The organism is Porphyromonas gulae, assembly GCF_000765945.1.
GTDB lineage: Bacteria > Bacteroidota > Bacteroidia > Bacteroidales > Porphyromonadaceae > Porphyromonas > Porphyromonas gulae.
This window is the reverse complement of the sequence record NZ_JRAT01000014.1, coordinates 69,779-87,666: the sequence shown is the minus strand read 5'-3', so window position 1 is coordinate 87,666 and position 17,888 is coordinate 69,779. Positions and strand designations below refer to the sequence as shown.

General features: G+C 46.8%; 15 protein-coding genes and 1 tRNA gene. 7 read left to right on the top strand and 9 right to left on the bottom strand.

The features are described 5' to 3' along the window. Positions 1-24: 24 nt before the first annotated feature. The 4 genes from HQ49_RS06690 to HQ49_RS10800 form a co-directional block, all read right to left on the bottom strand. The gene (locus tag HQ49_RS06690; RefSeq protein WP_018965390.1) at positions 25-759 is read right to left on the bottom strand and encodes an ABC transporter ATP-binding protein; all 735 of its coding nucleotides are present in this window, start codon (positions 757-759) and stop codon (positions 25-27) included. Positions 760-777: 18 nt separating this feature from the next. Beyond that, positions 778-1,524: an MlaE family ABC transporter permease gene (locus HQ49_RS06685; protein WP_018965389.1), complete on the bottom strand. Its 747-nt coding sequence runs from the start codon at positions 1,522-1,524 to the stop codon at positions 778-780. Between the two features lie 243 nt (positions 1,525-1,767). Further along, positions 1,768-3,108, bottom strand: coding sequence for a T9SS type A sorting domain-containing protein (locus tag HQ49_RS06680; RefSeq protein WP_039419165.1), 1,341 nt, complete (start codon positions 3,106-3,108; stop codon positions 1,768-1,770). 143 nt (positions 3,109-3,251) lie between these two features. Beyond that, the gene (locus HQ49_RS10800) at positions 3,252-3,494 is read right to left on the bottom strand and encodes a DUF1661 domain-containing protein (RefSeq protein WP_152567413.1); all 243 of its coding nucleotides are present in this window, start codon (positions 3,492-3,494) and stop codon (positions 3,252-3,254) included. A 262-nt stretch (positions 3,495-3,756) separates the two neighbouring features. On the opposite strand from HQ49_RS10800, the gene HQ49_RS06675 reads away from it, so the two are divergent. Next, the gene (locus HQ49_RS06675) at positions 3,757-5,094 is read left to right on the top strand and encodes a nucleobase:cation symporter-2 family protein (RefSeq protein WP_039419121.1); all 1,338 of its coding nucleotides are present in this window, start codon (positions 3,757-3,759) and stop codon (positions 5,092-5,094) included. 36 nt (positions 5,095-5,130) lie between these two features. Continuing rightward, positions 5,131-5,706, top strand: a complete 576-nt coding sequence (xpt, locus tag HQ49_RS06670; protein ID WP_018965387.1) for a xanthine phosphoribosyltransferase — start codon at positions 5,131-5,133, stop codon at positions 5,704-5,706. Here xpt and HQ49_RS12405 read toward each other — a convergent pair whose 3' ends face one another. After that, a complete protein-coding gene (locus HQ49_RS12405; protein ID WP_018965386.1) occupies positions 5,707-5,841 on the bottom strand; it encodes a hypothetical protein in 135 nt (44 codons plus the stop codon). It lies immediately after the preceding gene. Between the two features lie 37 nt (positions 5,842-5,878). On the opposite strand from HQ49_RS12405, the gene dnaE reads away from it, so the two are divergent. Both dnaE and trxA read left to right on the top strand, forming a co-directional pair. Then, positions 5,879-9,565 (top strand): DNA polymerase III subunit alpha, encoded by a 3,687-nt coding sequence (gene dnaE / locus HQ49_RS06665; RefSeq protein WP_039419119.1) that lies wholly within the window; start codon positions 5,879-5,881, stop codon positions 9,563-9,565. Between the two features lie 49 nt (positions 9,566-9,614). Continuing rightward, positions 9,615-9,929: a thioredoxin gene (trxA, locus tag HQ49_RS06660; protein ID WP_004583434.1), complete on the top strand. Its 315-nt coding sequence runs from the start codon at positions 9,615-9,617 to the stop codon at positions 9,927-9,929. A 247-nt stretch (positions 9,930-10,176) separates the two neighbouring features. Here the strand turns inward: trxA and HQ49_RS06655 are convergent. The 4 genes from HQ49_RS06655 to mutY form a co-directional block, all read right to left on the bottom strand. Then, positions 10,177-10,247, bottom strand: a tRNA-Gln gene (locus tag HQ49_RS06655). A gap of 495 nt (positions 10,248-10,742) precedes the next feature. Further along, a complete protein-coding gene (locus HQ49_RS06645; protein WP_018965384.1) occupies positions 10,743-11,315 on the bottom strand; it encodes a 30S ribosomal protein S16 in 573 nt (190 codons plus the stop codon). 373 nt (positions 11,316-11,688) lie between these two features. Continuing rightward, the gene (locus HQ49_RS06640; RefSeq protein ID WP_026292255.1) at positions 11,689-12,975 is read right to left on the bottom strand and encodes a T9SS type A sorting domain-containing protein; all 1,287 of its coding nucleotides are present in this window, start codon (positions 12,973-12,975) and stop codon (positions 11,689-11,691) included. A 1,179-nt stretch (positions 12,976-14,154) separates the two neighbouring features. Beyond that, the gene (mutY, locus tag HQ49_RS06630; protein WP_039419114.1) at positions 14,155-15,306 is read right to left on the bottom strand and encodes an A/G-specific adenine glycosylase; all 1,152 of its coding nucleotides are present in this window, start codon (positions 15,304-15,306) and stop codon (positions 14,155-14,157) included. 125 nt (positions 15,307-15,431) lie between these two features. Between mutY and HQ49_RS06625 the strand changes: the two genes are divergently transcribed. From HQ49_RS06625 to HQ49_RS06615, 3 genes are read left to right on the top strand one after another with little or no spacing between them, the layout of a single operon-like run. After that, positions 15,432-16,370, top strand: a complete 939-nt coding sequence (locus tag HQ49_RS06625) for an ABC transporter substrate-binding protein (RefSeq protein ID WP_039419112.1) — start codon at positions 15,432-15,434, stop codon at positions 16,368-16,370. Between the two features lie 50 nt (positions 16,371-16,420). Beyond that, positions 16,421-17,119, top strand: coding sequence for an ABC transporter ATP-binding protein (locus HQ49_RS06620; RefSeq protein ID WP_039419110.1), 699 nt, complete (start codon positions 16,421-16,423; stop codon positions 17,117-17,119). Further along, entirely contained in the window at positions 17,116-17,865 is a 750-nt protein-coding gene (locus HQ49_RS06615; protein ID WP_039419109.1) for an ABC transporter permease, read from the top strand. Before HQ49_RS06620 ends, HQ49_RS06615 begins: the two co-directional genes overlap by 4 nt. Positions 17,866-17,888 lie beyond the last annotated feature (23 nt).

Sequence of the window (17,888 nt, the reverse complement as noted above, 5' to 3'; positions counted from 1 at the left end):
GAGAGATACTCGGCTGACAGAGCATCAGTATTCCATTGTCTTGGCAAAAACAAAGTTCTTGAGCGACGTACAATCCGAAGAGTTCAGCGTTGCACTCGATCCTTCCCACTCCTTACTGCCATGACGGATGTAGATGATCTTGTCTCCGATTGTCTTCACGGAGTTCATGTCATGAGTATTGACTACTGTGGTAATACCATGCTCTTGTGTAAGAGTATGTATAAGATCGTCTATGACGAGCGAAGTCTTCGGATCCAAACCGGAGTTAGGCTCGTCACAAAAGAGATACTTCGGCCCCAAAGCAATCGCACGGGCGATGGCAGCCCGTTTCATCATACCGCCACTAATTTCGCTGGGATACTTATGTCTGGCATCGGAGAGCCCCACCCGATGCAGTAGGTGCTTAGCCCTCTCGCGACGGACTGCCGGCTTATCGCTCGAAAACATATTCATCGGAAACATAACGTTCTCCATGACCGTCATACTGTCGAAGAGCGCAGAGCCCTGAAAGAGCATACCGACCTCACGACGCAGGATTTTCAGCTCACTCTCACTCATAACCGTAATATCTCGACCATCATACAATACCTCTCCCGATGTGGGAGCGATAAGCCCAATGATACACTTCAGCAGGACGGTCTTACCCGCTCCACTGCGTCCGATGATCAGATTGGTTTTGCCCGTCTCGAATGTCGCCGAGATATTGTTGAGTACTTTCTTATCTTCGAACTGCTTACTGACTTCTCTGACTTCGATCATAATACGTTAGTATAACATTTACGCAAGCAATAAATTAGTGAGGAGCAAATCCGCCACAAGCACCAATATACTGCACTGAACCACGGCATTGGTACTTGCTTTCCCCACCTGCAATGCTCCACCCTTCACTGTATAACCGTAGTAACCGGCCACGCTCGATATGATGAAAGCATAAGCCACCGACTTGATAATGGAGTAAAACACATTGTAAGGGGAAAAGAAAAGCTGCAAACCATACTCAAAGTCGCTCCGAGGCAGATTTGGCACCAGCGAACAGGCCAGATAACCACCGACAATACCCGTGGCCATACTGATTATACTCAGAACCGGAACGAAGAGCATGAATCCGATGATTTTAGGCAGGATCAGATAATTGGCCGAGTTCACACCCATCACTTCCATAGCATCGATCTGCTCTGTCACACGCATGGTTCCCAATTCGGAGGCAATACTTGATCCCACCTTACCGGCCAAAATGAGACACATAACCGTGGAAGAAAACTCCAACAGAATGATCTCACGTGTAGAATAACCGATCGTAAAGCGCGGAATGAGTGGAGAGGTCATATTCAGAGAAAGCTGGATGGTGATAACGGCTCCGATGAAGAACGAAATGATAATTACGATCCATACCGAATCGACTCCGAGCTTGTCTATCTCCTTAATCAATTCCCTGAATGACATCCTCCACCTGTTAGGCAGAGAAAATGTCCGCTGCATCAATTTTGTATACTCTCCTATCTGTTGCAGAGTTTTATTGTTCATTCGCTTTGCTTTGGATTAGTCCTGACAAATATACGAGGTTTCGGACAAAACACTCCGAAAGCAAAGTCAGCCACATGACAATTACCATCTATCAAGCATGAAAGACAACCCCTTAACCATGTATCTTTCTGCTGACAGCTGCATTCATGTAAAATAGAACAAGCCCCTTGGTAAAGAGGTCAAAAGACATATCCCAAGAGGCTTTTTAGAGACAAGGTCAAGTGATCACGCTACAACAGATGGCTATATCTGCACCTTATGACTGAATACCTGTCCGGAAGAGAGTCGCACCGAGACTATATAAATACCATTTCGCTTTAGTCCGTTAATATTTATATCCGAATAGATTTTATTATCAACGGTTTGCCGAAGTACCATCCTGCCAGCCAAGTCGAAAAGCAATACCTCAGACACCGGAGTTTCACTTTCGATCCTTATCTTCCCGCCCAAAGTATAGACATCCACTCCTTGCGCAACTGTCGGTGAAACGAAAGAGGTTATAAGAGATTCTTTGCTCCTGAGCATTATTCCACCAACTTTCGCATAAAGAAGTTTGTCCCAAGGGCTATAGAAGAAAGTGTCAAATATCAGGCCTCCGTATATTTCATCTTCATACCACTCAAAATCAAAGACAGATGCGTCAGAGACGCAAACCCTTGTCCGACCATCTACTCCGTTAGGAGCCCCGAAAACTTCACAAGCAATCTTGTTGTCGTCCATCATGCATATATTTTGAACGATTGCATTTTGTATGTCTCCGCCAACAGGTTGCCATTTTCCTTCAGCTGCTTTTCTGATCGCAAGGGTTCCACTCATAAGTTCTGTATATGAAGTAACAAGAGCTATTATATCACCTTTTTTATTCGAGCACATGGATGCAATAATCGAGTTACTCAATTCACTTTCCGATATATCGACGAACTCACCGTTCTGATAAGTAAAGATAGTCGTAGACATTGTGGTTTCATGCATCAATGCCAGATAGATGGTGCCACTATTCGTAGCCTCTGCAAAGCGACAGCTCATAGGAGTAGAGTCTTCATAGATAGAGTTGAACTCGAAATCATTTACACCTGATGCAAAGATGTGATGTGTAGTACCTATATAAGTCACCCCTGTCGAAGAGCGGAAGACGGTCATACCATGTTCATCTGTAGCCACGGGTGTTTTGAATATACATCTCCATTCGTTCTGCTCGTTTATATACAGTTGATACTCTTGATCCCGAGAAGAAGTCGTACATACATAAACTCTGCCGTATGCATCTGTCTGAATATCCGTAACTAACTTGTCATCAAAATACGGATCATGTTCCCACCATTGTGCATTATCTCCTAATGGACGATAGTATATACCTAATTGCTCAGAAGTATAATTTGCTCCCTGCTGAGTCCTTTTTGTCACGGTTACATAGACTGTTCCCTTTGAATCAATCCCCATACTGGGAATTATATACTTAACGTTAGGCTCATTACTGATAAAAGGAGGAACTATTTCTTCCCAAAAGCTCTGTGCATTTCCACCCAATACTCCTAACATCATTAAAGCCAGACACAGAATAATTTGTTGAACTGTTGTTTTCATTTCCTTTTCGATTATTAGTTTATTTATCATTTTATTTCATCCGCATCTTTCGGCTACAGATTTCCTTTCCATTTACAATCCATGAATACACAGAACAAATCTCTGAAATACATCATCATATGACACATGCCGAAAGGTAATAATTATATCAAAAACAACAAAATCACAAAAGAAATAAGACGGGAACAATACAACCGGGGTCGGATATCATCCGCCAGCTGTCTGAACGTGGTAGAAATATTTCCGCACCTCAAATGCTGCGATTGTGGCTCGTATTTTCGAGAAAAGTGGAGTGAGATTTTTTTCGTTTTGGCTCGAGATTTTTTCTTTTCCCGAGCCAAAAGAAAAACTTTTACGCGCCACGTTTTTGGGGGGTGGCAAATCACCGTTTTTTCGGTTTGACGTGTACTGAAATAAAATTCACTCTCCGCGAGGTTTTGCCTGCGTTTTATGTTTTAGTTAGGTACGCTGTGAAAGTTGCGATGCCGTAGGCTGTTCCTTCATGATTAGAGGGCTGCACCGATGAGAAGGCAATGTGCAAATGCGTATTTCTTGTTCAGTAAAGTGATCGGGTACGTTTTGATTATTATTTTTGTGCCTCTCTTCACGATGAAGAATAAGGAATATCGGACAAACACTCATTGTACTATGGCCATCGCACCGAATCAAGCTACCCCTCAGATAGATCTGATCTACAAGATCGAAGACAAGCCTTCTTGCAAAGATGCTGTCTTTGCAGCTTTCCAACACCTCCTTGCCATCTTTGTGGCTATCATTACCCCCCCGCTTATCATTGCAGGAGCACTTAATCTGGATTTGGAGACTACTTCTTTCCTCGTCTCCATGGCTCTGTTCGCTTCGGGGGTATCCACCTTTATCCAATGTCGAAGGGTGGGGCCTTTGGGTGCCGGACTGCTATGCGTGCAGGGTACGAGTTTTTCTTTTATCGGCCCTATTATCAGTGCCGGCTTGGCCGGCGGTCTGCCGCTTATATTCGGCTGTACGATAGCAGCAGCTCCGGTGGAGATGATCGTCAGCCGCAGCTTCCGTTATCTCAAGCGGATCATTACGCCCCTCGTTTCAGGAATCGTAGTCTTGCTGATCGGTCTGAGTCTGATCAAAGTGGGGATTATCTCATGTGGAGGTGGCAATGCGGCTATGAGCGATGGGACTTTCGGCAACTGGCAAAATCTCAGTATCGCTGCTCTCGTCCTGGTGAGCGTCCTCTTCTTCAATAAGAGCAAGAACAAATACATTCGTATGAGTTCTATCGTTCTCGGTCTGCTCGTCGGTTATGCTTTAGCTTACATCCTCGGTCGTGTGGATCTCTCCGGTATGGAGACGACGAAGATTGCGCTGTTGAATATCCCTGTCCCATTCAAATACGGCCTTAGCCTGAACATCTCGTCCTTTATCGCCATAGGGCTCATCTATCTTATTACAGCCATCGAAGCGACGGGGGATATTACTGCCAATTCGATGATTTCGGGCGAACCGGTGGAGGGCGATAAATACATCAAACGTGTATCGGGTGGGGTATTGGCCGATGGGTTCAATTCCCTCCTTGCCGGTGTATTCAATTCTTTTCCCAATTCTATTTTCGCCCAAAACAACGGGTTGATTCAGCTCACGGGCGTGGCCAGTCGTCGCGTGGGCTATTACATTGCCGCTATGCTCATCGTGCTTGGCTTGTTTCCGGGTATCGGTCTTATCTTTTCTCTGATGCCCGATCCCGTATTGGGAGGAGCCACGCTCTTGATGTTCGGGACGGTAGCAGCAGCGGGGATACGCATCATTGCAGCTCAGGAGATAGACCGCAAAGCCACGATGGTCTTGGCCATTAGTCTGTCGCTGGGCTTAGGTGTCGAGTTGATGCCGGACATCTTGCGCAACATATCTCCTGATCTGAGAGGGATCTTCTCTTCGGGAATCACCACCGGTGGTCTTGCAGCTATTATCTCTAATATACTTATCCGCGGCAAATAAAATGGGCGGACAGGTAGAAAACCCAATCATTGTCTTATGGAATTGCTCAAACAGAGGATTTTGCAGGATGGCAAGTGCTATCCGGGCGGTATATTGAAAGTCGATAGCTTCATCAATCACCAGATGGACTCGAAGCTGATGTACCAGGTGGCCGAAGAGTTTGCACGACTATTTGCCGACAGCGGAGTCAACAAGATCGTTACCATCGAAGCCAGCGGTATAGCCCCGGCTATCATGGTAGGTTATATTATGAATCTGCCCGTGGTCTTCGTGAAGAAAAAACAGCCCAAGACGATGGACAATATGCTGACTACTACGGTGCATTCCTTTACCAAAAGTCGGGACTACACCGTTTGTATCAGTCACGACTTTCTGACTGCCGACGATCGCATTCTGTTCATTGACGACTTTCTTGCCTATGGCAATGCAGCTCAAGGGATCATCGACTTGGCCGAACAGACAAGTGCTAAGATTGTCGGTATGGGCTTTATCATAGAAAAAGCCTTTCAGAATGGGAGAGCAGCCCTGCAAGAAAGAGGCATAAGAGTGGAGTCGCTCGCGATCATCCAAAGCCTCGACAACTGCTGTATAACCATCGCAAACGAAGACTAACTACACGTCAATCCCATACACATCCCGTCTGCCGGCACTCAGCGGGTGGGATGTTGCTTTTCCCTTCTCTTTTCTCCCGATAAAAGGCGTGCCGTTTTCCATTTCTCGGTCGGAAATCTCATCTTTTGTAGGCATATTATGAGTACTTTTGCCCGAAAGACAAACTACAAGGATGGAACCCTTCGTACATCTGCACGTACACTCCCAATTCTCTCTGCTTGACGGACAGGCCGCTATCAATGACTTGGTAGACAAAGCCATTGCTGACGGTATGCCCGGTATTGCTCTGACCGACCATGGAGCCATGTTCGGCATCAAGGAGTTTTACAACTATGTGGAGAAGAAGAATAGCGGGCACAATGCTACGCTGAAGGACTGCAGGCGTGAACTGGATCAGTTGAACGACTCGAAGAGTGCAGATCTGCTGACCGACGAAGAGCGCGATCGCATCGTCAAGCTACAACAGAAAATAGAGGAGACGAAAAGGCTCCTCTTCAAACCCATACTCGGCTGTGAGGCTTATTGCGCTCGACGTACACGCTTCGACAAGGACAGCCAAATTCCTGACCCGTACCATCCCAGACGTTCCATCGATGCCAGCGGTTGGCACTTGATCCTGCTGGCGAAGAACTTGCAGGGGTATAAGAATCTGATCAAAATGGTCAGCTATTCATGGACCGAAGGGCAGTATTATCGTCCGCGTATCGACAAGGAGTTGTTGCAGAAGTACCATGAAGGTATCATCGTGTCTTCGGCCTGTCTGGGCGGAGAGATCCCGCAACATATCATGGCCGGAGAGATCGGCAAAGCCGAGGAGTCTATTCTTTGGTTCAAGGAGATTTTTGGGGATGATTACTACTTGGAGATTCAGCGGCACGAGACGCACAATCCGCTCGGCAATCAGGATGTTTTCCCCCAGCAGCAGCGCGTAAACCGCGTGATACTCGAGCTTGCCAAGAAGTTGGGCGTCAAGGTAATTGCCACGAACGATGTCCATTTCTGCAATGAAGAAGATGCTGAGGCGCACGATCGTCTGATCTGCCTGAGTACGGGTAAGGATCTGGACGATCCGAACAGGATGCGTTATACCAAGCAGGAATGGATGAAGACAACGGCAGAAATGAATACCATTTTCGAGGATCTGCCGGAGACGCTGTCCAATACGTTGGAAATTCTTGACAAGGTAGAGTTCTACAGCATTGACAACAAGGCCCTGATGCCGGACTTTCCGATTCCGCCCGAGTTTAAGGATGATGACGACTACCTGCGCTTCCTTACCTACGAGGGAGCCAGACGCAAGTATGGAGAGGATCTTTCCAACGAGATAAAAGAGCGTATCGACTTTGAGTTGGAAACGATCAAAGGAATGGGGTTCCCCGGCTATTTCCTCATCGTACAGGATTTCATCGCTGCCGCGCGCGGTATGGGCGTCTCTGTCGGACCCGGCCGAGGATCAGCTGCGGGATCGGCTGTAGCCTACTGTCTGGGCATCACGGACATTGATCCGATCAAATACCATCTGCTTTTCGAGCGTTTCCTCAATCCCGATCGTATCTCCATGCCTGATATCGATGTCGACTTCGATGATGACGGGCGTGCCGAAATACTTCGTTGGGTGACGGAAAAATACGGCAAAGAACGTGTGGCCCATATCATCACCTATGGTACAATGGCCACAAAGAGTTCCATTAAGGATGTGGCTCGCGTACAGAGGTTGCCCTTGCCCGAAAGCAATCGTTTGGCTAAGCTCGTACCGGACAAGATTCCCGGAGAGAAGAAAGTCAATCTGAAAAAAGCAATAGAATTTGTTCCCGAACTCAAGCAAGCATCGCTAAGCTCCGACAAGGTAATGCGTGATACGCTGAAGTATGCCCAAATGCTGGAAGGAAATGTGCGCAATACGGGTGTGCATGCCTGCGGCATCATCATCGGGAAAACGGACATCAGCGATATCGTTCCGGTCAGTACGGCTCCGGACAAAGACACGAAGGAGGAACTGCTGGTCACCCAATACGAAGGTTCTGTCATCGAGCAGACGGGGCTGATCAAAATGGACTTCCTAGGGCTGAAAACGCTCTCCATCATCAAGGAAGCTCTGGCCAACATCAAGCGACGCCATGGCATCAACTTGAATATAGACACGATCCCGCTCGACGATCCCCTTACGTATAAGCTATACAGCGATGGACGTACCATAGGTACTTTCCAATTCGAATCCGGTGGGATGCAAAAGTATCTTCGGGAGCTGCAGCCCTCTGCATTCGAGGACTTGATAGCGATGAACGCGCTCTATCGTCCCGGACCGATGGACTATATCCCATCGTTTATCGCGCGTAAGCATGGGCGTGAACCTATCTATTACGACCTGCCGGAGATGGAGCAGTATCTCAAAGAAACATACGGCGTGACGGTGTACCAGGAGCAGGTCATGCTTCTGAGTCGTAAGCTCGCCGATTTTACCCGAGGCCAGAGCGATGAGCTTCGAAAGGCTATGGGTAAAAAGCTCATCGAGAAGATGAACGTCCTCAAGGTGAAGTTCCTCGAAGGGGGAGCCCGAAATGGACATCCCAAAGATGTGCTGGAGAAGATTTGGGCGGACTGGGAGAAGTTTGCCAGCTACGCTTTCAACAAGAGTCATGCCACCTGCTACAGTTGGGTAGCCTATCAAACGGCCTATCTGAAAGCGAACTATCCGGCTGAATACATGGCCGGGGCCTTGAGTCGCAACTTGAACAACATCACAGAAATCACTAAACTCATGGATGAGTGCAAATCCATGAAGATCGGCGTATTGGTGCCTGACGTGAACGAGTCCGAAATGAAATTCTCGGTGAATGCCGATGGAGACATCCGATTCGGTCTCAGTGCTGTGAAAGGTGTAGGATCAGGAGCCGTGGAGCAGATCATTGCCGAGCGTGAAACCAACGGATTTTATAAGGATATCTTCGATTTTGTGGAGCGGATCAATCTCTCCGCTTGCAACCGTAAGACGATGGAGAGCTTGGCGTTGGCTGGTGCTTTCGACAGCTTCGGTCTGTCGCGAGAGGAATATATGGCTCCTCCTCTGACGGGTAAGGAGGAGTCGTACATACAAGCACTGATGCGCTATGGCTCCGTGGTGCAGGAGGAAAAGCACAGCCAGAGTAATTCTCTCTTTGGAGAGGAAGAAGATCTGATGATCCCTCGTCCACAACCGTCTCCCACAGAACCGTGGAACGACTTGGAGAGACTCAATAAAGAACGTGAGCTTGTGGGACTCTACCTTAGCTCCAATCCTATGGCTCAGTATCAAGTGATCCTCGACCACTATTGCAATACGCATGCAACAGACTTGGCCGATCTGGAGTCCCTGGTAGGGAAAAATCTGATTATGGCTGGTATCGTAACCAAGGCATTTCAGGGCATATCCCGCTCGAACAATCCATATTCGAAGATTACGCTGGAGGATTTGTCCGGTACCGGCGAAATACCTCTTTTCGGACAGTCGCATGTGAATTTCGGCAATTATTGCAAGGAAGGCCTCTATCTCCTCATTCGGGCATCCGTCCAGCCTCATAAGTGGAAACAAGGTGAGTTGGAATTGACTGTAAACACGATAGAACTGCTTCCGCAAGTGGCCGATACTTTGATCAAAAAGATGACCATCTTGCTGCCGGCATCGAAGATCGACAATGAACTGATCGAAACGCTATCGGACGAATTGACAAACAATTCGGGAAAAACGATGTTATTTATCAAAGTGTACGACCATACGGAAACTTTCGACGTCGAGCTGGCACAACATAAATCGCTGATCAAAGTATCCCCCGAACTGGTGAATCGATTGAAGGCTTGCGAGATTAATTTTGCACTTGAATAGACCAATCATTATAAACAAGAATAATAACCAATTAAAAACGAACAAAGTTATGGCACTGCAAATTACAGATGCAACATTTGACGGCTTGGTAGCAGAAGGCAAGCCGATGGTAGTGGATTTCTGGGCTACATGGTGCGGTCCTTGCCGCATGGTAGGTCCGATCATCGACGAACTGGCAGCGGAATATGAAGGACGAGCTATCATAGGAAAGGTGGATGTGGATGCAAATACGGAATTGCCCATGAAGTACGGCGTACGTAATATCCCTACCATCCTGTTCATCAAGAACGGCGAAGTGGTAAAGAAGCTTGTGGGTGCTCAGTCCAAAGACGTATTCAAGAAAGAATTGGATGCCTTGTTTTAATTAAGTCGGTATTGGCATTCCAAAGAAAAGTCCTGTCTGACATGCTATCTTTTGCATCGTCAGACAGGACTTTTTGTTTTTCGTTCTCAGGGCAGAGCGGGAGAGCTTTTAGTAAGCGTCGTTGCAGAAGTTCATGGCTGCTGAACACTTGGGAGGCAAATACGGTGATTTAAGAGGCGACACCAACAAAGAGAAAGGGTTGCAGTCCGGAAGTTTACGCTTATCCGATGCAACCCTTTCTCTATCGTTGTCTCACAAGGATTCGAACCTTGACAAACAGAACCAAAACCTGTTGTGCTACCATTACACCATGAGACAATCCTCATAGCAACGGAGAAGATTCCTCTCAATTGCGCTGCAAAGATATGTATTTTCGGCAAATACACAACTGTTTTCCTGTTATCTGACAGAAAATATTCTTCAGAGGCTCTTATCAGATACGAGAAATCAGGCCAATGCCTCCATGTTTCACACATCGAGTCCGTCGAATCCCAAGAGATACGCTGCCGTCTCTTCCCCGTTTGAGCGAAGGATTTTTCGAGGTCGATACCCGTACCGTTGAACGATTTGTCCTTGGCGGCCTCCCTTTGCTCTTCGATCATAATAGCCAAGTTGGCTTTGCTCCCGAAGGGGATTTGTCCCACCTTGAAAAGACAGCCTCTATTTTCTCTATCACTCTCTGAAAATAATCTCGCCGTTCCGTTGCTTGATCTTTGATTGCAATGGTAAAAGGAAAAAGTCTGTCGTATAAAAACAGCAGAGGGTGTATCGCAAGCGAAACACCCTCTGTCATTTGGAAAAATTCGTCGGTAATTATTCTGCGCTCTCAGCCGCAGGAGCTTCTTCAGCAGCGGCTTCTACCGGAGCCTCTTCCGTCTGGGCAGTCTCTTCGGCAGCGGCTTCTGCTTCAGCCTTAGCTTTGGCCTCAGCAGCTTTCTTCTCTGCCACAGCTTCTGCGCGAGCCTTGTTTACGGCCTTCTCTGCTTCGAGCTTAACCTTGTTGTCTGCTACGGCAGCTTCTTTCACCTTAATCTTCATGTTGTTAAGGGCGTCTTTTTTACCCTTCAACCAAGCTTCGAACTTGCTTTCTGCTGCAGCTTGATCAAAAGCACCCTTCTTAACACCACCGAGGAGATGCTTCATCATGAGTACACCCTCACGTGACAAGATATTACGTGCCGTGTCGGTAGGCTGTGCACCTACACCGATCCAATACAAAGCGCGCTCGAAATTCAAATCTATTGTAGCAGGATTCGTGTTCGGATTGTATGAACCGATCCTTTCAATAAACTTGCCATCTCGTGGCGCCCTGCTGTCTGCGACAACGATCTTGTAAAAGGCATAACCTTTGCGACCGTGTCGTTGCAATCTGATTTTTGTTGCCATTCTTTTGAATTTATTATTTGCGTTCGCTATTGTATTAGCAGCCGCAAAGATAGACTATTAAAATGGAACATACAAAGTGATTTTTTGCTTTGGGGGCATTACACATTCGATTCTCATGCATAGTTTACACGTAAGATATTTTTCTGAGGGGGGGAGTTTGATCGGATTGATCATGGTTGAACTAACTATATGCTACCATTTTTGTCTGCATCCTAAAACATACACAAGCGGATTTATAGGCATGGACAGGCAAGCAAGCCGGATTTTAACGAGGTAAAATCTTAAAAAAAGAGGGTATCTCTTGTCAATTGGCAGTTCCAATTTATCAAGAGATACCCTCTTACTCTTATTCGTTGCCTATGGCAGGATTCGCTTACTGTTTGATGAGCTTAGTGGTATAGTTATCGAGACGGAAGAAATAAGTGCCGTCAGGAAGATGCGTCAGGTCAATGTTCTGACGGAGAGTCTCTACTGCGAAACTATAGACTTTTACCCCATTTATATCGTATAAAGCAGCTTCCTGCCCCAAAAGAAATTCGGGGATCTCGACGAGCGCATATCCTCTTACCGGATTGGGATATATCCTGATAGAGGGAGCATCTACTGCCAAGTTCGATGTCGGACTTCCTTCGTATGGAAGCATATTGTCAGCATCACCATTGAAGTCGAATACCCGCCAGTTCTTACTTTTAGCCTTTTCCACATCCTTTACGGTACAGATATTCTTCTCATCAGTGTCTTTGAGGTCTACAACGACGAACTTGCTCTGAGCACCCACACCGGGAGAGAGTGTGGGCAGAGCATCCACCACCTTTGTCATTTCTTCACCTGCGATCAGATTGGAATGACAATCCAAAACGCTCAGCCCCCTCACCCCCGACAGATTCAAGGATGTAAGTTTGTTCGATGAGCACCAAACGTAAGCAACATCCGGATTCTTAGAAAGATCCAAGGTCGAAAGCTCATTGTCGCTACACCAAAGTGTTATCAGTAGAGGATTGGCACTCAGATCAAGTTTCGTGATCCGGTTGCCAAAGCACCAAAGGTCATTGAGTCGGGGATTGGCCGTCAGATTCAGTTCTTTCAGCTCATTGTCGGAACACCATAGATTAGCCAACTTGGGGTTTTTGTCGGTCTTCAGCTCAGTCAGCTTATTCCTGTCACAGCCGAGGATGATCAAAGCCGGATTGCCACTCAGGTCCAAACTCTCTATTTCGTTGGAATCGCACCAGACCCGCAACAGCTTTTTGTTTTGGGTCAAGTCCAGCGATTTCAGTTTGTTGTTGGTACATGACAGATAGGTCAAGTTCGGGTTTTTCGTTACGTCGACAGCCGTTGCACCTGTTTCTTTACACCCCAATCTGGTCGTATTGCCATATACGGTTATGGTCTGCGCCCCCAGTGTATATTCGTGGTATTCCTCATCGAAAAGGGTTATTTCCTCTCCGCTTTGATAGGTAGCATCTCCATTGAGATCTATCCATATCCCTTTCTTCTCTACGGAATGAACCAGCAATCGGATCTTTTCCCCTACTGCCTTGTTCGTCGTTACGGACATACGTACTCCTGTGGTCGGAGCCGGAACAAACTGTGCCTGCACAGTATGCCCCATCATCAGCAATGCAAAGATTGCGAAGATTTTCTTGGATGAAAATTTCATATTAGTATTGGTTTTCTATTTGTGGTCTTACCACGGATTCGATTCTAACAGCTTCAAGAGAACCGGCAAAACGAATGCAAAGTTTTTCTAAACAGAGTGCTGATCGACTCCATCGGCACAAAGAATATCTACAATCGCAAGATTAGCAATCCTGATCGGCGGATAGAGTAGTCGTTTTGTGAGTGATCTCTTGTTTTCGGTCGCAAATATAGTATTCCTCCGATTAATGCTAAATATCCGGAAGCAATTTGTCAGCTGTTGCACATTCCGGCACTACCGGCCTGACCTGGATTCGACGTAAGCAAATGTCGAAATTTCCGCTTGTGAGAGCATTTTTTCGGCTCGAAAGATTCCAATCTCGAAAGCCATATGGCGGCAGAAGCCATTCGCATACTGTCTCTTATCTCCATGAAGTCTCACTCGTCCAAACAATAAGGGAGCCTCACGTAAAAGGAAAAAAGGCTTCCCTGTTTTGTATCATCTTGTGTGGAAAAAAACACACACCAAAAAAGTTTTCAACAACGAAGACGAGTTTGGAATGATTCCAAATAAGAGGTTAAGAAGAAGCGAATTTTGAAGTTTGAAAGTTCAGAGAATGGATTTTTTCGGCTTAAAACATGACTTTGGAGAGATAAAAAAACGATTTGTATATAAATCATTTTCGATTTGTATATAGATCGTTTTCGATTTATATATAAATTGATCTCAATAAATATATAAATCGAATTCTATTTATATATAAAATGCATGGAATAAAAAGCCATTTAAGAAGGTGATATAAAAGAGGCACGCACCAAATTCTTCAGCGAATTTGGTGCGTGCCTTATCTATGTTTGGACTATCGGCGAGGGTTATTCCGACTTATACCTCATAATCACGATGGAAATCTATCGACTCCTTGGGACAAGAAGTATATAAATACACAAAAACGGATAAGCCAAAACGGCTATAGAAGTGGAGAAATTCAGTGCGCATATTTTTATCATTCAGTCATTTAGCAATCAATTCTATTCAATCGAAAAGTACTTTCAATAGCGATCATTAGTATCGAACAAAAGTGTTTTATCAGCTGCAAATATAACAAAAAGACTTGAGTATAAAATTCATAGTTTCCGAACAAATATTCGTCGATATTGTCAATGTTCGAGATAGAAAATTTTTCACTTAGACATGCACTATTCATCTATCATTATCAGAAAGAGGCAGTGCCTCAAGCAGCAAATTGAGGGCACGGGGAAAGGCAAAATCGTCAAGCTGTTCCTCTCGGATGCAGCGGTAGCCATCCAGTTCGGGAGCTTCATCGAGACGGGCTGTAAGCCTATAGCCATGAATCCACAAGTTGCGATGCGTAAGCTGGTGCTTGAATGTTTTGAATGGTAAGCTATCCATACTACCGGAAACGGATCGTAGCAAACCACCCAATTCGGGAGACAGCAATAAGGTCTCTAAAACTGCATGATCGGATAGCTCGACACAGGGAAACTCGTACAAACCCTGCCATATATCTCCACTCGGACGCCTTCGAATATAAGTGTAGACGCCGGTGGGGGTGATAACCCGTATATAAATGAAATAGAGATAGCGATTCGTAATCCTAAGTCCACCTTTCTTGACCGGCAAAGCATCGACACAACCGGCTGTATCGGCCATGCAAAAATGGCGTACCGGGCATAGCAGGCAAGAAGGAGACGTGGGTGTACAATGAAGTGCCCCAAACTCCATAATGGCCTGATTGTGCCTTGCCGGAGCTTCCCTGTCGAGCAAAGCATCGGCCCAGGAAGAAAAAAGCTTCTTGCCGGCAGGGGTATCTATCGGCGTATCAAGATTCATCAGTCGGCTGATGACACGAAAGATATTTCCGTCCACTGCCGCAAAAGGCAGATCATAGGCAAAGGAGAGAACAGCTGCAGCCGTATAATCCCCGACACCCGGTAGTCGCAGTATCTCCTGCCTCGTACGAGGTATGCTACCTCCGAAGTCAGAGACTATCATACGGGCTGCCCGATGCAGATTGCGCGCCCGGGAGTAATAGCCCAAGCCCTCCCACTGCTTCAGCACCTCATCTTCAGATGCAAGAGACAAGGAGCAGACATCGGGGAAGCGTTCGATAAAGCGATGATAATAATCCCTCCCCTGCTCCACTCGCGTCTGCTGCAGTATAATCTCGGATATCCAGATACGATAGGGATCGTCCGTTTGCCTCCACGGCAAATCCCGCTTATTGGCATCGTACCATTCAGCCAGTAGCCTTCGCAATTCAGGGAAATAAGGAAGAGGATCGATCTTGCTTTCCGACGGTAGACTTCTCGTTCGGGAAGAGGAATTTGTCATGCAGGATTGGAATAGGAAATGTTGTTTGTGCAAAGATATAAACTGATGTATGTAATTCTTTGCATCTTTGTAACTCATTTCGATACTTGGAATGCGACCATAGTCTTTCACAATCAGAGAACGCGATGAAAAATTTTTCTTTTTTTACCCTCCTTGCTCTGGCTGTTTTGAGCATCACCCTCTCTTCATGTGGTAATAGGAAAAGCTCTGCAGACAAACAAAAAGAGCCTTATACCCTCTCTCTCGGAGCCATGCCTTCCATGGACTATCTGCCTTTCGTTGTAGCACAGAAAACCGGCATTTACGATTCACTCGGGCTGAAACTGGAGATTGTCAAGTTTTATTCACCCAATGAACGTGATGCGGCTTTCCATTCGGGCAATGTGGAGGGTACTGTCATCGACTATACGGGAGCAGCCATGCAGCAAGCCGGAGGCATCGATCTGCAACTGGTGATGCGTCTCGACGGATACTTCCGGCTGGTAATGTCCAAAGATTATACGGGTGAGAGCTTGGAAACCCTCAAAGGAAAGAATCTGGGTATATCGCGCAATACGGTCATTGAGTACACCACCGACCGAATCATCAATACCGCAGGACTGGCCGAAAGCGACATAACCAAGACCGAGGTCAATAAGATCCCTTTGCGCTTGGAAATGCTTCGCAGCGGACAGATCGATGCAGCCGTCCTACCGGATCCATTCATTACCATTGCGATGGCAGATGGAATGATGTCCTTTGTCTCCACACAGGATCTGGGCATATTCGTAACCGGAGCGATGTTTGCCGGCAGTGTCATCAGAGAGAAGCAAGAAGCCATCGATATACTGCTTCGAGGATACGATCTGGCCGTGGACTACATCCATTCACACGATAGAAATGCCATCCGAAATATCCTGATCGAAGATGTCGGTGTACCCGAACCCTTGGTAGACGATGTGATTCTGCCCGATTATACACATGGACAGAAGCCCACGATGGAAGATCTGCAACAAACTATCGACTGGCTACACGCCAAGAAATTGGTACCGAGCGACTATACCGGCAAGGATCTGATCCGCTAAATCCGGTATAATCAAGAGACAGACGAAACGCAGATTCTTCCATTAGGCAAATGATCTCTATTCGCAATCTGGCCGTTACATATCGCCACAGGAGTACGGAAGTGAAAGCATTGGACGGTCTTTCACTGAATATTCCCGAAGGAGAGATTTTTGCCGTAACGGGACCTTCGGGCTGTGGCAAATCGACATTCCTGCACGTTTTGGCAGGCGTGCTGACAGAATATGAGGGAGAAGTGCTATTCGATGGGAAACCTCTGAATCCGAAATCATTTTCCATAGGGATAGTCCCCCAGCAATACGGGCTTCTGCCATGGAAACGAGTACGTGAGAATATCGTACTTCCATATACCCTGCGAAAGGAAGCCATAGAGATGCCGGAGTTTGAGAGCATTGTACGCATCCTCGGCTTGTCGGACATATTGCATCGGTATCCGAGGGAACTAAGCGGGGGACAACGTCAGCGCGTGGCACTGGCACGAGTCTTTCTCCAACGCCCACAGTTGCTCCTGCTTGACGAAGCATTCGCAGCTCTCGATATGCTCACAGCCGAGAAAAGCAGGCAACTCTTCCTTGGGCTTTGGGATAAACATCGGGTCACCACCGTCATGGTAACGCATAACGTGGAGGAAGCCGTAGCAATGAGTAGCCGGGTAGCCGTCATAGGGGGCATGCCCGGACGAATCAGAGGCTTGTGCGAACATCCGGATACCGATACCATCCGTAGAATGTTGAACCGGATCGAAGTATGAGAAAGACAAAAGGATTTCTGGGGCGAGTGCTCGTGGGTGCTCTACTGCTCAATCTCCTATGGTATCTGGCTGCACTGCTCCTCAATACCCCTGTGCTGGTGGATCCCCTTACTGTTTACTCCAAAATAGGAACGGTATGGCAGCAGTCCATGTCCGCACATCTGTTGGCGAGCTTGCGACGAATCGTCATCGGCATTTCGATAGCCCTCGTCTTGGGACTCATTGTCGCGCTCTCCATGTTCCGTTACAAGAGCTTCGGCCGTGTGATGGATTCGTTCGTCTATTTCTGCTATCCTATCCCCAAATTAGCACTCCTACCGATCATCATGCTCTTGGCAGGACTGGGCGATGTGACCAAAATAATTATGATCGTACTGATCATCATCTTCCAAATCATCGTCAATCTGCGCGACAGTCTTCGCAACATTCCCAAAGAGAGCTTCCTTGTCCTTACCTCATTGGGTGCCACTCATGCTCAGCTGATGCGCCATCTGATCCTGCCGGCCATTACTCCCGAAGCACTCTCTACACTACGAGTAGCCATCGGGACAGCCATATCGGTACTCTTCGTGACAGAGACATACGGGACGAACAAGGGCATGGGATTCTTCATTGTCGATGCATGGATGCGTATCAGCTATACGGAGATGTACGTAGGCATCGTGGTTTTAGGGATGGCAGGTTTTTTCCTTTTTTTGCTTGTGGATGGTCTTGAGACCGCATTGTGCAGATGGAGGAACAGTTAGCCACATAAACAAAGAAAATTATC

Excerpts from the sequence above, each read along its gene's own strand:
- HQ49_RS06690 (WP_018965390.1), bottom strand. The coding sequence starts at position 759 with ATGATCGAAGTCAGAGAAGTCAGTAAGCAGTTCGAAGATAAGAAAGTA.
- HQ49_RS06685 (WP_018965389.1), bottom strand. The coding sequence starts at position 1,524 with ATGAACAATAAAACTCTGCAACAGATAGGAGAGTATACAAAATTGATG.
- HQ49_RS06680 (WP_039419165.1), bottom strand. The coding sequence starts at position 3,108 with ATGAAAACAACAGTTCAACAAATTATTCTGTGTCTGGCTTTAATGATG.
- HQ49_RS06675 (WP_039419121.1), top strand. The coding sequence starts at position 3,757 with ATGGCCATCGCACCGAATCAAGCTACCCCTCAGATAGATCTGATCTAC.
- xpt (WP_018965387.1), top strand. The coding sequence starts at position 5,131 with ATGGAATTGCTCAAACAGAGGATTTTGCAGGATGGCAAGTGCTATCCG.
- HQ49_RS12405 (WP_018965386.1), bottom strand. The coding sequence starts at position 5,841 with ATGCCTACAAAAGATGAGATTTCCGACCGAGAAATGGAAAACGGCACG.
- dnaE (WP_039419119.1), top strand. The coding sequence starts at position 5,879 with ATGGAACCCTTCGTACATCTGCACGTACACTCCCAATTCTCTCTGCTT.
- trxA (WP_004583434.1), top strand. The coding sequence starts at position 9,615 with ATGGCACTGCAAATTACAGATGCAACATTTGACGGCTTGGTAGCAGAA.
- HQ49_RS06645 (WP_018965384.1), bottom strand. The coding sequence starts at position 11,315 with ATGGCAACAAAAATCAGATTGCAACGACACGGTCGCAAAGGTTATGCC.
- HQ49_RS06640 (WP_026292255.1), bottom strand. The coding sequence starts at position 12,975 with ATGAAATTTTCATCCAAGAAAATCTTCGCAATCTTTGCATTGCTGATG.
- mutY (WP_039419114.1), bottom strand. The coding sequence starts at position 15,306 with ATGACAAATTCCTCTTCCCGAACGAGAAGTCTACCGTCGGAAAGCAAG.
- HQ49_RS06625 (WP_039419112.1), top strand. The coding sequence starts at position 15,432 with ATGAAAAATTTTTCTTTTTTTACCCTCCTTGCTCTGGCTGTTTTGAGC.
- HQ49_RS06620 (WP_039419110.1), top strand. The coding sequence starts at position 16,421 with ATGATCTCTATTCGCAATCTGGCCGTTACATATCGCCACAGGAGTACG.
- HQ49_RS06615 (WP_039419109.1), top strand. The coding sequence starts at position 17,116 with ATGAGAAAGACAAAAGGATTTCTGGGGCGAGTGCTCGTGGGTGCTCTA.